This is a genomic window from Psychroflexus halocasei, from assembly GCF_900107595.1.
In the GTDB taxonomy this organism is placed as follows: Bacteria; Bacteroidota; Bacteroidia; order Flavobacteriales; family Flavobacteriaceae; genus Psychroflexus; species Psychroflexus halocasei.
This window is the reverse complement of the sequence record NZ_FNQF01000008.1, coordinates 1-16507: the sequence shown is the minus strand read 5'-3', so window position 1 is coordinate 16507 and position 16507 is coordinate 1. Positions and strand designations below refer to the sequence as shown.

12 protein-coding genes and 1 CRISPR repeat array (1 of these 13 cut by a window edge) are annotated in these 16507 nt (G+C 34.9%); of the genes, 6 read left to right on the top strand and 6 right to left on the bottom strand.

The annotated features are described in order from the left end of the window. Positions 1-1065: direct repeats of the CRISPR family, unit length 30 nt; unit sequence CTTTTAATCGCACCTTAATGGAATTGAAAT (it extends 356 nt beyond the left edge of the window). Positions 1066-1671: 606 nt separating this feature from the next. The 3 genes from BLV84_RS12525 to epsC all read right to left on the bottom strand — a co-directional run bounded on the left by BLV84_RS12525 (position 1672) and on the right by epsC (position 4086). Beyond that, the gene (locus BLV84_RS12525; RefSeq protein ID WP_159429417.1) at positions 1672-1836 is read right to left on the bottom strand and encodes a hypothetical protein; all 165 of its coding nucleotides are present in this window, start codon (positions 1834-1836) and stop codon (positions 1672-1674) included. A gap of 503 nt (positions 1837-2339) precedes the next feature. Continuing rightward, a complete protein-coding gene (cysK, locus tag BLV84_RS09810) occupies positions 2340-3251 on the bottom strand; it encodes a cysteine synthase A (RefSeq protein ID WP_093244503.1) in 912 nt (303 codons plus the stop codon). A 22-nt stretch (positions 3252-3273) separates the two neighbouring features. After that, positions 3274-4086, bottom strand: a complete 813-nt coding sequence (gene epsC / locus BLV84_RS09805; RefSeq protein ID WP_093244502.1) for a serine O-acetyltransferase EpsC — start codon at positions 4084-4086, stop codon at positions 3274-3276. A 539-nt stretch (positions 4087-4625) separates the two neighbouring features. Between epsC and BLV84_RS09800 the strand changes: the two genes are divergently transcribed. The 3 genes from BLV84_RS09800 to mfd all read left to right on the top strand — a co-directional run bounded on the left by BLV84_RS09800 (position 4626) and on the right by mfd (position 10360). After that, the gene (locus BLV84_RS09800; RefSeq protein ID WP_200796273.1) at positions 4626-5678 is read left to right on the top strand and encodes an AI-2E family transporter; all 1053 of its coding nucleotides are present in this window, start codon (positions 4626-4628) and stop codon (positions 5676-5678) included. A gap of 105 nt (positions 5679-5783) precedes the next feature. Beyond that, positions 5784-6899 (top strand): DNA polymerase IV, encoded by a 1116-nt coding sequence (gene dinB / locus BLV84_RS09795; protein WP_093244500.1) that lies wholly within the window; start codon positions 5784-5786, stop codon positions 6897-6899. Between the two features lie 89 nt (positions 6900-6988). Beyond that, positions 6989-10360 (top strand): transcription-repair coupling factor, encoded by a 3372-nt coding sequence (gene mfd / locus BLV84_RS09790; RefSeq protein ID WP_093244499.1) that lies wholly within the window; start codon positions 6989-6991, stop codon positions 10358-10360. Positions 10361-10366: 6 nt separating this feature from the next. Here mfd and BLV84_RS09785 read toward each other — a convergent pair whose 3' ends face one another. The 3 genes from BLV84_RS09785 to BLV84_RS09775 form a co-directional block, all read right to left on the bottom strand. Beyond that, entirely contained in the window at positions 10367-11344 is a 978-nt protein-coding gene (locus BLV84_RS09785; protein WP_093244703.1) for a DUF4837 family protein, read from the bottom strand. A gap of 61 nt (positions 11345-11405) precedes the next feature. Further along, a complete protein-coding gene (locus BLV84_RS09780; RefSeq protein ID WP_093244498.1) occupies positions 11406-12482 on the bottom strand; it encodes an ABC transporter permease in 1077 nt (358 codons plus the stop codon). A gap of 10 nt (positions 12483-12492) precedes the next feature. Continuing rightward, positions 12493-14628, bottom strand: coding sequence for a carboxy terminal-processing peptidase (locus BLV84_RS09775; protein WP_093244497.1), 2136 nt, complete (start codon positions 14626-14628; stop codon positions 12493-12495). A 172-nt stretch (positions 14629-14800) separates the two neighbouring features. Here BLV84_RS09775 and surE point away from each other — a divergent pair, with 172 nt between their 5' ends. Genes surE through BLV84_RS09760 form a run of 3 tightly spaced genes read left to right on the top strand, consistent with a single transcriptional unit; the run spans position 14801 to position 16340 of the window. After that, positions 14801-15583 (top strand): 5'/3'-nucleotidase SurE, encoded by a 783-nt coding sequence (surE, locus tag BLV84_RS09770; RefSeq protein ID WP_093244496.1) that lies wholly within the window; start codon positions 14801-14803, stop codon positions 15581-15583. Further along, the gene (locus BLV84_RS09765) at positions 15576-15857 is read left to right on the top strand and encodes a hypothetical protein (RefSeq protein ID WP_093244495.1); all 282 of its coding nucleotides are present in this window, start codon (positions 15576-15578) and stop codon (positions 15855-15857) included. Before surE ends, BLV84_RS09765 begins: the two co-directional genes overlap by 8 nt. Beyond that, positions 15858-16340, top strand: coding sequence for an acyl-CoA thioesterase (locus tag BLV84_RS09760; RefSeq protein ID WP_093244494.1), 483 nt, complete (start codon positions 15858-15860; stop codon positions 16338-16340). The last annotated feature ends 167 nt before the right edge of the window (positions 16341-16507 follow it).

Below are 16507 nucleotides of genomic sequence, written 5' to 3'. Positions count from 1 at the left end.
GAAATTTAATCCTAAAAACTAAAACCATGCAGACAATCAACTTTTAATCGCACCTTAATGGAATTGAAATATTAATGACTGGAGCTGAATTAAAGCAAAAGTTAGCCTTTTAATCGCACCTTAATGGAATTGAAATATGTTATTATGCTCATCTTCGCATTCTATTAGCTCTGCTTTTAATCGCACCTTAATGGAATTGAAATTCACAAGTACTGAAAGCAAATATGCGTGTAGTTGGTCTTTTAATCGCACCTTAATGGAATTGAAATTTGCAGAAGCTGAACGTATAGCCGAAATGGGACTTGACTTTTAATCGCACCTTAATGGAATTGAAATAGGAATAAGAGGCGTAGCTACGGCAGATTATGTGTTCTTTTAATCGCACCTTAATGGAATTGAAATTCTTCTTTGTCTTTTTTGATTATTTCTTTTTGCTTTTCTTTTAATCGCACCTTAATGGAATTGAAATTGGGTTAAATTCCTACGAGTTTGATATTATCAAACGACTTTTAATCGCACCTTAATGGAATTGAAATAGGAATGCTTAATGCTTACTCTAACTTAACTATAGACTTTTAATCGCACCTTAATGGAATTGAAATCCCTCAGGGTCGTAGATCAACCCCCCCGTATAAGTTCCTTTTAATCGCACCTTAATGGAATTGAAATAATTCCTTTAAATTAATAACTACGCATTCCTCTTCAGCTTTTAATCGCACCTTAATGGAATTGAAATAAATCTCCGTTATTAACAAGCGTGATTCTTTTATACTTTTAATCGCACCTTAATGGAATTGAAATACCTGTAACAATAATTGAATGATTTTTTATTAATCCCTTTTAATCGCACCTTAATGGAATTGAAATGCTTCTAACTTCTCACGCTTTGCACGCTCCTCTCTTCTTTTAATCGCACCTTTATGGAATTGAAATTAGTCATGCGTAGTTATTCCATCTTCATATTCAAAACTTTTAATCGCACCTTAATGGAATTGAAATATTGTAAGGTTTGATTTCTGATCGTTGTCTTTCTCACTTTTAATCGCACCTTAATGGAATTGAAACGCAATAAAATGTGTAGAATTAGGCCTATCAATATTTTCTTCAAAACCAATCCAACAAGAAACTAGGATTGAAACGAAAATGCTAGCAGCAAATTGTATTCAATAAAAAAGCAACCCTTAGGCAAGTCTCGATACCGTGTGGTATTGGAGTAAAATGCAGGTTGCTTTACATAAAGATAATCATAATTATTTACTTCTTTAAAACCAATATAACTAGAAGCTAGGATTAAACATGCTAAGAATGTCAATTGACATTTTTGCTGTAAATCATGAACTAAAAGTACTCCCCGAAATTTCAGGATTAAAAACAATTCACAAACATCACAAAAGCTAATTTACGCTGATGCTGTTTGTAAATTATAAATCAAATGTACAAAAATATGTTTCTTTTTTTTTCTACTATGAAGTCAGTTTAATTATAGCTTACTAGAAACTTGCTTAAGGATGATTTGCAGTCAAAATTTTTAAACCTTCTACCCAGATATAGCCTTCACGATTAGTTATTTTTAAATGATAAACGCAAAGTTTTCTTTAGCCCTAAAACGCTTTTTAAAATAGATTGTAACAGCATTTTTATATAGCTCAGGGGGTATCTCTATCTTTAAACCTAAGGTCCGTACATTGTTCTTTTAACCTCTACTGTTGTTTCTCTTAAATCCTGGCTAGGTTTATTTGAATAAGCCTTATAAACTTCACCACGAGTTTGCTGAGGGTAAATTTGTGCTGCAGTTAGCAAGGGCAAAAAAAGTAAAATGTAGGGGATATTTTTCATAGACTCAATTTAAACACAAAACTAGGATTGAAAGAAAAGCAGCGACAAAGTTTAGTAAACAATTATTGAATGATGTTTTTGGAATGTTTCAGTTTTCTATTTATAGCAGTTCATACTCTTTAGATCAAAAAAATATTGCTAAAGAAAAGTCGCAGCCACGCAAATTACAGATAAATAATTACGGATGATTGAGCACTTTGATGAAAAAATATAGAACCAGAAACACTAGCTTGTCAATAAGAGCTTTTATGAATCAAAATTCTTTAATCGGTTTAGGCTTGTCAGAAGCTTTATTAGCTCATTTTTAATTCCTGAAAGCTTAGTTAATTTTCAGATTATCAGTTTTTTTATGAAATTTATAGCGTGAAAAAATTTATAAGAAACTTTAATCTAAAAGATAAGTTGTAAAAAATATCGAGACTTAAAAGCCTCGATATTTTAAACTTCACACTCTTACAGAGATTATATCTTTTTCAGGAAGTTCTTTTCTAAAGCTTTCTTTATTAAAACAATCCTTCAACAGATAAGTAACGCTCACCTGTGTCATAATTAAAGCTAAGTACCTTCGCGTTTTCGGGAATCTCTGGAAGTAATTTTGCTACCGCAGCTAGTGAAGCTCCTGTAGAAACTCCGCCTAGCAAACCTTCTTTTAATGCTGCTTTTTTAGTATAATTAAAAGCCTCTTCCTTCTCAACGGTTATTACCCCGTTTATCAAAGAAGATTCATAAATGCTTGGTTCAAATCCTGCTCCTATTCCCTGTAATGGATGTGGTCCTGGTTCTCCACCAGACAAAACAGGAGATTGTGCTGGCTCTACAGCATAAACTTTTAGCGCAGGAAATTTTTCTTTCAAAACTTTTGCAACACCTGTAATATGTCCACCGGTTCCTACACCTGTAACAAGATAGTCTATTCCTTCTGGAAAATCTTCGATAAGCTCCATGGCAGTTGTTTGCATATGCGCTTTAACATTTATGCTGTTATCAAACTGTCTCGGAGACCATGCTTTAGGGTTTTCAGCGACCATCTCCATAGCTTTTTCTATAGCTCCTTTCATTCCTTTTTCTTTTGGAGTGAGCACAAATTCAGCGCCATAAACTTCCATTAATTGACGGCGTTCGACACTCATAGATTCTGGCATTACCAAAATGACTTTATAGCCTTTTACTGCACCTACCATTGCTAAGCCTATACCTGTGTTTCCTGAGGTTGGTTCTATTATTAGGCCGTCTTTTTGTAAAGCTCCGCTTCTTTCTGCATCTTCAATCATAGCCAAAGCGATACGGTCTTTAATACTTCCGCCTGGATTGTTTTTTTCTGTTTTTATCCACACATTAGGGTGGGTTTTATAGATTCTTCTTAAGTTAACAACTGGGGTATTCCCAATAAGTTCTAAAATGCTATTTGCTTTCATAATTATTTAGATTTAAATGTATTTATATGATAAAATTGATAGGTGGAGGAAATGCTTCATTATCTTTTACAATGACCTCGCTTTTATGATAGACGACAGTATAACTCGGTAACGAATTTGTAAGCCATACGTTTCCGCCTATAATGCTATGATCTCCTATTTTGGTTTCTCCGCCTAGAATGGTTGCATTGGCATAAATAGTGACGTGGTTCCCTATGCTAGGATGTCGTTTTTGTTTTGCTAGGTTTTTGGCAACACTTAAAGCACCCAAGGTTACCCCTTGATATAATCTTACATCGTCTCCGATAATAGTGGTCTCACCTACAACAATACCTGTCCCATGGTCTATAAAAAACCTTTTTCCTATTTGTGCTCCTGGGTGAATGTCAATGCCTGTTTTTGAGTGTACGTACTCTGAAATTAACCGCGGTATCACAGGAATCTCTTGTTTCCAGAGCCAATGCGCTATCCTATGAAATGTAATGGCAAAAAAACCAGGATAAGAGAGTAGTATTTCACTACGGCTTTGCGCTGCTGGGTCAAAATTATAGATAACCTCCAAATCTTCCTCCAAAATATCATGAAGGCTTGGAAGCTTCTCAAAAAAACGATCCGCCTCTTGTTTTGCTTGTTCCTTTTCTGTTACACTTGCTAAAATTTCAAACAGCTGTTCTTTTAGCTCTTCTTCTTCCTTTTTAAAGTTGGTATATGTGATATGGGTTTCATCTATGCCATAAAACCAATAGAAAAATTCTTCTATCCATTTTTCTGTATTCTGTTTTGCGGGTAAGCAGCACGACCACTTTTTATTTTTTTCGAAAATAGTTTTACTCATTTTTTCAGTATAAAAAAAGCCCTTCAATACTATAATTGAAGGGCTTTAATGATTTGATATTTTTAGAATTATGATCATAACAGTATTGCCCTATAAATAGGGAAGCAACAAGTCTGTTTTAACGATAATGTTTTCATTATGAAGTGATTTTACAATGCAAATATAGAATTTGTTTTATACGGGAATACTAAAAATTAGAATTTTAAAACAATTATAACAAATAAATCATGTAGCTTGTTAACTACTGAGTTTTTTACTCCTTGTGTCAAAGGTAATGCGCTTGCTTAGTTAAACTCCAAAAACCACTCCAACAAAAAGAAAGTAGACCAAAAACCACAGACCCAAGACTACAGACCCAAGACTACAGACCCAAGATATATGTAATCCTTGAACCCGATTATGGACGTAGATAAGTCTATTATCTAAAGTTTAATACCTACCAGTTACCATCTAAAATCTGCTATCTAACTTAAACTTTTCCTTAAGAGTATTTTTGAATATGTTTATTAATTTCAGTCTTTCATCTATTATTTATCAATATGTCTGAAAATAACCAAGCTCAAAAAGAAAAAACATTCACACAAAAAGTCTGGATTGTCGGTTTCATTTTTGCACTCATCGCTACCATTCTTCTGCTTATTGAAGCGACTTTTAATATTTTTATACTTGTCTTAGCAGGTGCGCTTGCCGCTTCTTTTTTTAGGGGGTTAAGTGATATTATTCAAAGAAAAACAAAGCTTAAAGCAAATTTATCTCTTGCCTTATCAGTTATTGGCACCACTTTAATTTTGGCGGGCTTAATCTTTCTTATAGGAGCTAAGGTTGTTTCTCAAACCAACAAAATGCAAGAAAAAATTCCTGAGGTTATCAATATGGTGAAAGAAGAGCTTAATGAGACTGATGTAGGCCAAGAGCTCATTGCGCAAACGAAACGCATGCGATCTTCTGATGAGCTGATGACTTTCATTTCTAAGTTTTTTAAAACAACTTTTGGAGGCTTAGGTGACATCTATATTATCTTTATGGTAGGTGCATTTTTTACTGTAGCGCCTAGCTTATATACAGACGGTATCAAACAGCTTGTACCACCAAAGCATCGAGAAAAAACCAACGACCTACTTCTGCGTTTAGGCAGTGGTCTCAAAAAATGGTTGGCTGGTAAACTTATTGCTATGTTGGCTGTTTTCATCCTTACAGCAATTGGTTTAATTATTTTGGACATTCCATTGTGGCTAACTTTAGCGATTATCGCAGGCTTACTCAACTTTATACCAAACTTTGGGCCTTTAGCAGCCATGATTCCAGCTGTTCTTATCGCTTTGTCTGAAAGCCCAACCATGGCACTCATTGTTGCGGGTTTGTATATGGTTATTCAGCTTTTTGAAAGCAGCGTGATTACTCCTAAAGCACAACATAGATTGATAAAAATACCACCAGCCTTAATTATTTTAGCACAGATTTTTATAGGGGCATTAACAGGAATTTGGGGTGTTATTTTTGCTACACCTTTGGTTTTAATCATCATTATTCTTGTGCAAGAACTTTATGTTAAGCCCATGAATGAAAGGGCTAAGCTTAAATCAGTTAAATAGTTTATAATCTCTTTTTCTTGAGAATAAAAGCTCTTGGGAATCATATTTTATAAAAGGAAATTTAAAACAACTGATGCTTTTATAAAATCTCGATATCTTTGTGTTATGGATAAATTTTCTTTAACTGAAGGGCTTGATTTTCGGAAGCACATACGTAAAATCATCCACGTTGATATGGATGCATTTTATGCTTCAGTTGAAGCTTTAGATCATCCTGAATTGCGTTATTTGCCGATTGCCGTTGGTGGAAGCTCAAAGCGAGGTGTTGTGGCTGCCGCAAGTTATGAGGCAAGAAAATTTGGCGTGCGCAGTGCCATGAGCGGCCGATTAGCTGCAAGGCTCTGTCCTGATCTTATTTTTGTTAAACCGCGCTTTGAACGCTATAGAGAAATATCTCAGCAAATACGTCAGATTTTCTTTGAATATACCGATTTGGTTGAGCCACTTTCACTTGATGAGGCATACCTTGATGTAACTTCCAATAAAAAGGAATTGGATAGCGGAACTATCTTAGCTAAAGGAATTAGACAGAAGATTAAAGAAAAAACAGGTTTAAATGCTTCTGCAGGCATTTCAATTAATAAATTTTTAGCCAAAATTGCCAGTGATATCAATAAACCTAATGGCCAAAAAACAATTCCACCTGATGAGGTTTTAGATTTTATTAAAAAATTAGATGTCAAGAAGTTTCATGGCGTTGGTAAGGTAACACAAGAAAAAATGTACCAAGTAGGCATCTTTACAGGTGATGATCTTTATCAAAGAAGTTTGGAGGAATTAACAACACTTTTCGGAAAATCAGGCTTGCATTATTACCGTGTTGTTAGAGGGGTGCATCTAAGCGCTGTGACGACTGATCGCATGCGAAAATCTCTAGGAGCTGAACGTACTTTTAATGAAAATATTTCGTCAGAAATTTACATGATTGAACGCCTTGAACAAATCGCAGATGAAATACAAAAACGATTAAAACGCCACCAACTGGCAGGAAAAACAATTACTTTAAAAATTAAATACAGTGATTTTAAAGTGCAAACCAGAAGCAAAACACTGCATTATTTCATCTCCTCAAAAGATCTAATTTTAGAAGAGGCAAAGCAATTGCTGTACCAAGAACCCATGAAAGATTCTGTGAGATTGCTTGGTATTAGCCTTACTAATTTTAATATTAATTCGCCTCAAAAGAAAATAAAAGCCTCTCAATTGCGACTTCCTTTTTAGTGATTTTAGCGTTTTAAATTGGGTTTTTAGCTTATTTTTATCGTTTTATCAGCTTTAGCGAAATTTTTATTTCTTTTACCTTTGCGCTCATGAGTCAAAATCCTATTTTTTCGAGTTTTTCAAATTCTGCAGATGCTCAAGCATTTTCAAATGCATTTCTTCAAAAGTCATCTGCTGCTCCAAAATTTAAAGTTGAGTCATTAGTCGGTTCAGCTGTATCATTCTTAATCGCTTCTGTTTTTCAACAAAGCGATGCTCCTTTTTTATTGATATTTAATGATAAAGAAGAAGCAGCCTATCATCTTAATGATTTAGAGGCAATTTTAGGTGAGAAAGATGTACTTTTTTATCCAGGGAGCTATCGACGTCCTTATGAAATTGAAGAAACCGATAATGCTAATATTCTGCTAAGGGCTGAGGTGCTTAACCGTATTAATTCTCGTCAAAAGCCTTCAATGGTTGTGACCTACCCAGAGGCACTTTTTGAAAAAGTAGTCACAAGATCAGAGCTCAATAAAAGCATTTTAAAAATAAAAATTGATGATGAACTTTCGATTGATTTTGTGAATGAAGTTTTGTTTGAATATAAATTTAAACGTGTTGACTTTGTCACTGAACCCGGCGAATTTTCTGTGAGAGGTGGTATTATTGATGTCTTTTCCTTCAGTCATGACGAACCTTACCGAATCGAGTTTTTTGGTGATGATGTAGAGAGCATCCGTAGTTTTGATGTTGAAACACAGCTGTCAACGGCTCAACATAAGAAGATCTCCATCATGCCAAATGTTGAGATTAAAGGTTTGGATGAAAAAAGACAGAGTTTCCTTAATTATATTTCGAACCATTCTAAAGTTTTCATCAAAAATACAGACTTGCTTTACGCAAAACTCGATGATCTTTTTAAGAAATCAGAAAAAGCTTTTTCGGCTTTAACTTCTGAAGTTAAACATGCTGAACCAGCTGAATTATTTTGTAATGCTTCAGTTTTTCAAGAGCAATTATTAGATTATGCTGTTGTTGAATTAGCAGGACAAGCGAGTTTTAAAAACTCTGAAATCTTTCATTTTAATACAAAACCACAGCCTTCATTTAATAAAAAATTTGATTTATTAGTTGAAGATTTAAAAGCGCATGCTAAAGCTGGTTTTACCAATTATATCTGTTGCTCAACACAGCAGCAAAGCAAAAGGTTTAAAGATATTTTATCAGAAATTGATGCTGACTTAAAGTATCAAACCAAAGTGATTCCGCTGCATGATGGTTTTATCGATGAAACAAGCAAAATTTTATGCTATACTGATCATCAGGTTTTTGATCGATACCATAAATTTCATTTAAAAAATGGCTACGCTAAAAAGCAAGCTTTAACTCTAAAAGAACTCACCAGCCTTGAAGTTGGCGATTATGTCACACATATCGATCACGGAATTGGTCAGTTTGGTGGTTTGCAAAAAATTGATGTTGAAGGGAAACAGCAAGAAGCGATCAAGCTGGTTTACGGCGATAGAGATATTTTATATTTAAGCATTCATTCGCTTCATAAAATTTCAAAATACAATGGCAAGGATGGCAAAATGCCAAAAATCTATAAATTAGGAAGTAAAGCTTGGAAAAATTTAAAGAAGAAAACCAAAACTAAAGTCAAGAAAATTGCTTTCGATTTGATTCAGCTTTATGCAAAACGAAAAGTTCAAGAAGGTTTTCAGTACGGGCCAGACTCGTATTTGCAGCATGAGCTTGAAGCTTCTTTTATTTATGAAGATACGCCAGATCAAGAATCAGCAACAGCTGATGTTAAGAAAGATATGGAAGGTTTACAACCGATGGATAGATTGGTTTGTGGTGATGTTGGTTTTGGGAAAACTGAAGTGGCCATTCGTGCCGCGTTTAAGGCTGTTGATAATGGAAAACAAGTGGCCGTTTTGGTACCAACAACCATCTTAGCTTTTCAGCACCATAAAACATTTGCTGAGCGTTTACAAGATTTACCTGTTAGTGTTGATTATTTGAACCGTTTCAGAACTGCCAAAGAAAGAACTCGGGTTTTAGAAGAACTGGCTAATGGGCAAATCGATATCATTATTGGGACACATCAATTGGTGAATAAATCGGTTCAGTTTAAAGATCTTGGTTTATTAATCATTGATGAAGAACAGAAATTTGGTGTTTCTGTCAAAGATAAACTGAAAACCATCAAGGAAAATGTTGATACTCTAACCTTAACCGCGACGCCGATTCCGAGGACTTTACAATTTAGTTTGATGGCTGCACGTGATTTGTCAACCATTAAAACGCCGCCACCTAATCGTTACCCAATTGAAACACAAGTGGTGCGCTTTACTGAAGAAACTATTCGTGATGCGGTTGCTTATGAAATACAACGTGGAGGACAAGTTTTCTTTATCAATAACCGTATTGAAAACATCAAAGAAGTAGCTGGCTTGATTCAGCGTTTGGTGCCTGATGCAAAGATTGGGATAGGTCACGGTCAAATGGAAGGTAAGAAGTTAGAAAAACTCATGTTATCTTTCATGAATAATGAGTTTGACGTCTTGGTGGCGACAACTATTATTGAAAGCGGATTGGATGTCACCAACGCCAACACCATCTTAATTAATGATGCTAATAATTTTGGACTTTCTGATTTACACCAAATGCGCGGGCGTGTTGGACGTAGTAATAAAAAAGCATTTTGTTATTTAATTACTCCGCCACCTTCAGTGATGACGCCTGACGCACGAAAACGAATCACGGCCTTAGAACAATTTTCTGAATTAGGAAGCGGATTTAATATCGCCATGAAAGATTTAGAAATACGTGGCGCCGGTGATTTGTTAGGAGGAGAGCAAAGTGGTTTTATCTCTGATATTGGTTTTGATACTTACCAGAAAATCCTCAATGAAGCGATTGAAGAGCTGAAAGAAAATGAGTTTAAAGACCTTTATGAAGACGAGGTTAAGGATGAAAATCGTGTTTTTGTCAAAGATGCTCAGATTGATACTGACTTTGAAATTCTTTTCCCTGATGATTATATCAACTCTGTGAAAGAGCGATTGAGCCTTTATACTAAACTGAATGAATTAAGCAGTGAAGACGAGCTCAAATCTTTTGAAGATGAATTGATTGATAGGTTTGGAGAATTGCCTACGCAAACCCAAGATTTACTAGATTCTGTGCGATTAAAATGGATTGCTGCAAGTATGGGCTTAGAGAAATTGGTTCTGAAGAAAGAGCAAATGATAGGTTATTTTATCGCAGATCAGCAGTCAGATTTTTATCAAACAAAGAGATTCAGAGAAGTTTTACAATACGTGCAAACCAAGCCTAATCATTTTACTCTAAAAGAAAAGGATACACGACAAGGCTTGCGTTTATTGCTTAAAAGCAAAAACGTTAAGGATGTTACAAGGGCATTCCAACTTCTTAAGCCTTTAGCAAAAGAAGAGACCTTGGCTTCATAAATCTGATTAATTTTTGAATTTAGCAGATCTTAAGATGGCTTCAATTTCAATCATTTGATTACGTTTTGAAGCAGAAGGTTTAAAAACGAAACCTTCTAAAATTAAGAATTTGTCTTCAAGTTCAACAGCGTAAGTGAGAAACGGTCCGCCCATAAAAAAGCCTTTTACTTCCCATGTGCCCTTGATTTCGTATGCAAAGTGACCATCGATTTTTGTCTCAAATAAATAAGGTGCGTAAGCTTTTTCTGTTGACATATGGCTAGATTCTGTTGGACCAGGAATATATTTTTGACCGATTGAATCTCGCATTTTGATTATATTTTCAAGAATAGAATCATTTGCTTTGATGGTTTCTTTAGGAACTTCATAAGCGAGAACTTCCATGCCACCATGTTTGATATCTTTTCTTAGCCAAATAAAGTTATCTTCTGTTTTAGCATAACGATAGGCAGTTGGTAAATCTATTGTGACGCCAAATTCTTCTTGGATGGCTGAGGCATCTAAACTTGATTTCTTGATACGTCTTTGGCGTTCTTTGATTTCAGTTTGCTGGAATTCTTTAATAATTTTCGGGCTATTTTCTTCAAGTAGTTTTTTGAAGTCACTTTTCTTTTGTGCACTGATCACATAACCGATTTGTGGCTTGGCAAAACTATCAACCACTTTTGTAATCATTGGTTTTTGCGTTTGCTCCACTTTGATAAATAATCTGTTTTTACGTGCAAAACCTGTAAAAACACTAGGTGGAATTTGTTTTAATGTAAAATGTGGTTCTTGTTGAGGCAAGCCTTTGTAGTCTGCAGCAAAGTAATCACGAATCAATTCACCTAATTCGCCATTCCAATTGTCATTATCAATAATCACTGAAAGCTGATTGATATTTCCTGAGGAGTCTGAAACATAGCGTTTACTTGGTTTATCATCACCGCAAGAACTTAGCGTCAATCCTAAAAAAAGGATACTTAGTATAAAAAATCGAGGCATTATTGTTGTTTTTGTTGAATCATCCAAAATCGTTCCAAAGTGTCGATAAATAAAGGAAAGTTTAGCTTTTAACGTCAAAAGCATCACGCAAAGCATTTCCGATCAGCATAAAAGCCATCACGAGGCTCATAATGCCCAATCCAGGGATAATAGCAAGATAAGCTTTGCCGACAATAATATAGCTGTAATGGTTCTTAATCATCGCTCCCCAACTTGGGATAGGAGGTTGAGCGCCAATTCCTAAGAAACTCAAGCCACTTTCTATAAGGATAGCTGCTGCAAAATTTGCTGCTGAAATAACAATAACGGGTGCAATAGCATTGGGTAATATATGCTTCATCATAATACTTCGATCAGGAATGCCAAGCGTTTTGGCTGCGGTGACATATTGCTCGTTTTTAATACTGATAAACTGACCGCGCACAACTCGTGCAACTTCAATCCACATGGTTAAACCTACAGCGATAAAAACTTGCCAAAAGCCTTTGCCTAAAACCAACGTAATAGCGATAACGAGAAGTAGAGTAGGAATGGACCAAGTCACGTTGATAAGCCACATGATGGCTTGATCTATTTTCCCACCAAAATAGCCAGCAATTGCGCCTAAAGCGATCCCGATAACTAATGAAATAAAAACAGCAACAAAACCAATGGAAAGTGAAATGCGAATTCCGATAATCATTCGACTGAGTAAATCTCGACCATATTTATCAGTACCGAGAATAAATGTTTTGGCACTGATATATTTTTTGTTCTTAATATCTAAATTTTTTAAAGCAATTTGCTTGTCAAATTCTGCTTGTTTAACACCATAATCATTATAATACAATGTATCATTTTTGACTTCTGAATGCTGAACTGGTGTGAATTGATGCACTTTAGTTTTTCCGGATAAAAACCATAATGCGCTTTCTTCAGTTAAGGATTTTTTATAAAAACCATCAACTTTAAAGCCTGGTGGTTTTGAGTGAATACTCAATGCCATTTGGTTTGCATTTTTAGAATTATCTGGCGAGATCACGTAAGCGAATAGAGCCACCAAAATGCAAAAGATCACATAGAAGAAACTGAAAACGCCCCAGGTGTTTTTTTTAAACTTCTGGAGCGCTAAATATGTTTGTGAGTTTTTTGAAAACAAGGTTAAAGCTTTAGTTTTTGCGTGCTTTTAAACTGTAGCCTGCTTTATCTTTTGTTTTTAATTGACTTAAGACTGTGACAGCTTCCTCGATGTAAACATCGTGGGTTAAATTTTCAAACCAACGTTCACGTTTTTCAGCTAAGGTTGTATCTGTTTTGAAGGTTTTAGCTTCACTTGCAATTGCATTAAATGTCAAGTTGTTTTGATAATCAGAAATCGCTTCAAACTTTTTAGACATTTCTTCTAAAGCTTTTTCATCTTCCTGATACTTTATGTAATTTAGGCTGTAAGCCTTTTCATCACGCTGTGTTCTGATCCACTGCGCGTTTTCGTCAATTAATTTGATTGTTTCCTGCTCTAATAAACGTTTTGAAGATTCTTTAATCACTTCTTGTAAGTTAGAATAACCATTCCATTTTTTATAATCGGCTGGTTCTATTTTATCCCAAGGCATTGGGTTTTCATAATCTCTTTCGCCTAAATCGATATAAGAATAACGATCAGGAACGGCAACATCACTCGCAACACCTTTCAATTGTGTTGAGCCACCATTGATTCTATAGAATTTTTGAGTTGTAATTTTGAGTGCGCCCATATCGCCCAAAGAACTGTTACGCATCCATCTGTTGAGGTCAACAACGTTTTGTACAGTTCCTTTTCCATAAGTTTGCTTACTTCCGATAATCACAGCTCTTTCATAATCTTGCATCGCTGCTGCTAGAATTTCTGAGGCTGAAGCCGAAAGTTCATTAACAAGGATGACTAAAGGTTTCTCCCAAATAATTTTTTTGTCTTTATCTTTCAAAACATCAACATCGTTTTGTTTGTCGCGCACTTGAACGACAGGACCATTTTCTATAAAAAACCCTGCGATATCGACAACTGTAGAAAGCGAACCACCTCCATTATTTCTTAAATCAATGATGAGGCCTTCAGCATTTTCTTTTTGTAAAAACTCGATTTGTTTTTTAATATCAGAAGCAGCGTTTCTTTCTTTATAATCATTAACATCAAAATAGAATTTCGGTAAATTGATAATACCGTATTTACGTCCATCTTTATTAGTCGTTGCCGACTTTGCGTAAGTTTCTTCAATTTCAACAACATCTCTGATGATTTGGATGTTTTGTAAACTTCCATCAACCTTTTTAACCGTTAAAGTGACCACAGTTTCCTTTGGGCCTTTGATTAAATCAACAGCATCTTCAAGTCGCATTCCTGTAATCGTCACCGCTTGATCTTCATCTTCTTGCTTAACTTTTTGGATAATATCACCGACCTCAAGTTGTCCGTTTTTCCATGCAGGACCACCAGAAATCACTTCTAAAATTTTCACTTCATCACGTTGCTTTTGCAAACGTGCTCCAATACCTTCTAATTTACCAGACATCGAGATGTCGAAACGTTCTTTATCTTGTGGTGCAAGGTAATTTGTGTGAGGATCAAACTGACTAACAATTGAGTTGACATAAATTGAAAACCAATCTTTACGTTCAAGCTCAGACATTGTTGAAAAGTAATTTTCCATAGATTTACGCGTGATATCACGCGCTTCAATCTCAAGTGAATCTTTGCTCTTCATTGTATAGCCTTCCTCGTTTTCAACTTTGTTTTCTTCATCTTTAATTAAGTCTGCATAAGTGGCAAGTGTTGAAAACTTTAGCTGATCTCTCCAGCGTTCTTTCAATTCTTCATCTGAAGATGTATAATCTATATTATCATAATCTGTTGAAATCGTCTCTGTTTTAGTAAAATCAAAGGGTTGACTCAAGATGTCTTCATAAAAGGTTTCAGCAGTTTGCATTTGCTTTGTAAGAGATTGATGTGCATGATTGAAGAAATCTATATTTTTGTCACTGATAGCATCATCGATCTCTGTTTCATATTCTTGTAATTCAGAGATTTGTCCTTTTGTGAAATACCTTTTCATCGGGTCTATAGATTTAATAAAATCTTTATAAACAGCCGCTGAAAATTCATCATCGATATTTTTCATATCATAGTGTCCTTGGGAAACTACGAATGAAATGAGTTCAATGAGAACTTTGTCTTTGTCAGAATCAGCATCGAATTTCTTAGTCGTAAAACTGCATGATGTGACCGATAGTATAGTGATAACAAAAAGTACGATTAAATTTTTTTTCATAATAATTTTTTGAAATTGACTCTGGTAATAAAAACAAATGTATGTTTTTAAAATAAAATACGCTTCAATTTTAATATTTAGCTTTCATAATGTTAACAACCTGTTTTGAAGATACTAAAATTTGCGCTTATGTGAATGAGAAAGTTTAAATTTGGGCTTCTAATAAAATTTTATGAGTAGAAAACCTTTAATTTTAGTGACAAACGATGACGGAATTACAGCGCCTGGGATTCGTCATTTGATTCAAATTATGAATACAATTGGTGATGTAGTTGTTGTTGCGCCAGATCGACCTCAAAGTGGAATGGGACATGCCATTACCCTGAGTGAAAATTTGTATTGCGATCCTGTTGTTATCGATCAATACTCTGATATCGAGGAGTATAGTTGCTCAGGAACACCTGTTGATTGTGTGAAGATCGGTACGCAGCAAATCCTTGTTCGTCAACCAGATCTGCTTGTCAGTGGTATAAACCATGGCTCAAATGCTTCTATAAATGTGATTTATTCAGGAACTATGAGTGCTGCTGTTGAAGCTGGGATAGAAGGCATACCTGCAATTGGCTTTTCTTTATTGGATTACAGTATGGAGGCCGATTTTAAACCGAGTACCAAGTATGTAAAGCGTATTGCAATGGAAGTTCTAGAGAAAGGTTTACCTCCGCGAACAGTTTTAAATGTTAATATTCCGATTGCAAAAAAAAGTAGCGATATCAAAGGTATCAAGATTTGTCGTCAAGCACAGGCTAAATGGCAAGAACAATTTGATAAACGCTCCAACCCACAAGGTCGCGATTATTACTGGCTTTCAGGGGAATTTGTTAATCAAGATGATGGGGAAAACACCGATGTTGAGGCTTTAGAAAATAATTATGTTTCTGTTGTGCCAATTCAATTTGATCTAACAGCACACACAGCTTTGGAAGAACTTAAAAAATGGGATTTAGATGCGTAAGAAACACATGCTCATTGGTTTTTTAATTGGTTTGCTTTCTAATATGGCAGGGCTCTATTTATATGTTTTCTTTTTTACAAAATATGAAATTGAATTTGCTTTACAAGTAAGTTATGAAGACGGATTTATAGGTAAGCTTATCGCTTTAGGCGCTATACTTAATTTTTTACCCTTTTTTGTTTTTATCAAAAAGAAAGAAGATTTTAAAGCACGTGGTGTTTTGTTAGCCACTATTTTAAGTGCGATAACTATATTAATATTAAAATTTATTTAAATGTATTTAAAAGATTTTGAAGTCAGATGGAGTGATATTGATGCAAATCGTCATTTGGCAAACTCTGCTTACCAGAATATGATGAGCCATGCAAGAATGGATTTCTTAACAGGAAATGGATTTACGCACCAATCATTAATCAAGCACAACCTTGGACCTGTTGTGTTTTATGAACATATTTATTACTTTAAAGAAGTGATGCCAGATGATTCATTAAAAGTGAGCACTGCCTTAAAAGGTTTATCTGATGATGGTCGCTTTTTTCAGTTTGAACATAACTTTTATAACCAAAACGGTAAAAATTGTGCTCGTGCAATCATGCTTGGTTCATGGATTAACATGAAGTCGAGAAGTATAACAACATTACCAGAAAACATGTTGAACATGATTTCGGGAATGGAAAAAACAGATGATTTTAAGAGGTTAACTAAAGAAGATACTAGAAAGTATCAACAGCGCCCTGTTGATCTAGAAACTGCTTAAACTTTTAATTTTTTTAAATTAAAAATCAGACGAGTTGAAATATTTTTTTAGCTCGTCTTTTGTATCCCCCCGACGAACCCCATATTGCGTTAATTAAAAAGCTGATTTAGTTTTGTAGCATGACAACACAAGACAACAGAACTCAAAGGTTGGCTATGATAGCCCAT

What these genes read in the sequence shown, in the direction of transcription:
- BLV84_RS12525 (WP_159429417.1), bottom strand. Translation starts at nt 1,836, where the DNA reads ATGAAAAATATCCCCTACATTTTACTTTTTTTGCCCTTGCTAACTGCA.
- cysK (WP_093244503.1), bottom strand. Translation starts at nt 3,251, where the DNA reads ATGAAAGCAAATAGCATTTTAGAACTTATTGGGAATACCCCAGTTGTT.
- epsC (WP_093244502.1), bottom strand. Translation starts at nt 4,086, where the DNA reads ATGAGTAAAACTATTTTCGAAAAAAATAAAAAGTGGTCGTGCTGCTTA.
- BLV84_RS09800 (WP_200796273.1), top strand. Translation starts at nt 4,626, where the DNA reads ATGTCTGAAAATAACCAAGCTCAAAAAGAAAAAACATTCACACAAAAA.
- dinB (WP_093244500.1), top strand. Translation starts at nt 5,784, where the DNA reads ATGGATAAATTTTCTTTAACTGAAGGGCTTGATTTTCGGAAGCACATA.
- mfd (WP_093244499.1), top strand. Translation starts at nt 6,989, where the DNA reads ATGAGTCAAAATCCTATTTTTTCGAGTTTTTCAAATTCTGCAGATGCT.
- BLV84_RS09785 (WP_093244703.1), bottom strand. Translation starts at nt 11,344, where the DNA reads ATGCCTCGATTTTTTATACTAAGTATCCTTTTTTTAGGATTGACGCTA.
- BLV84_RS09775 (WP_093244497.1), bottom strand. Translation starts at nt 14,628, where the DNA reads ATGAAAAAAAATTTAATCGTACTTTTTGTTATCACTATACTATCGGTC.
- surE (WP_093244496.1), top strand. Translation starts at nt 14,801, where the DNA reads ATGAGTAGAAAACCTTTAATTTTAGTGACAAACGATGACGGAATTACA.
- BLV84_RS09765 (WP_093244495.1), top strand. Translation starts at nt 15,576, where the DNA reads ATGCGTAAGAAACACATGCTCATTGGTTTTTTAATTGGTTTGCTTTCT.
- BLV84_RS09760 (WP_093244494.1), top strand. Translation starts at nt 15,858, where the DNA reads ATGTATTTAAAAGATTTTGAAGTCAGATGGAGTGATATTGATGCAAAT.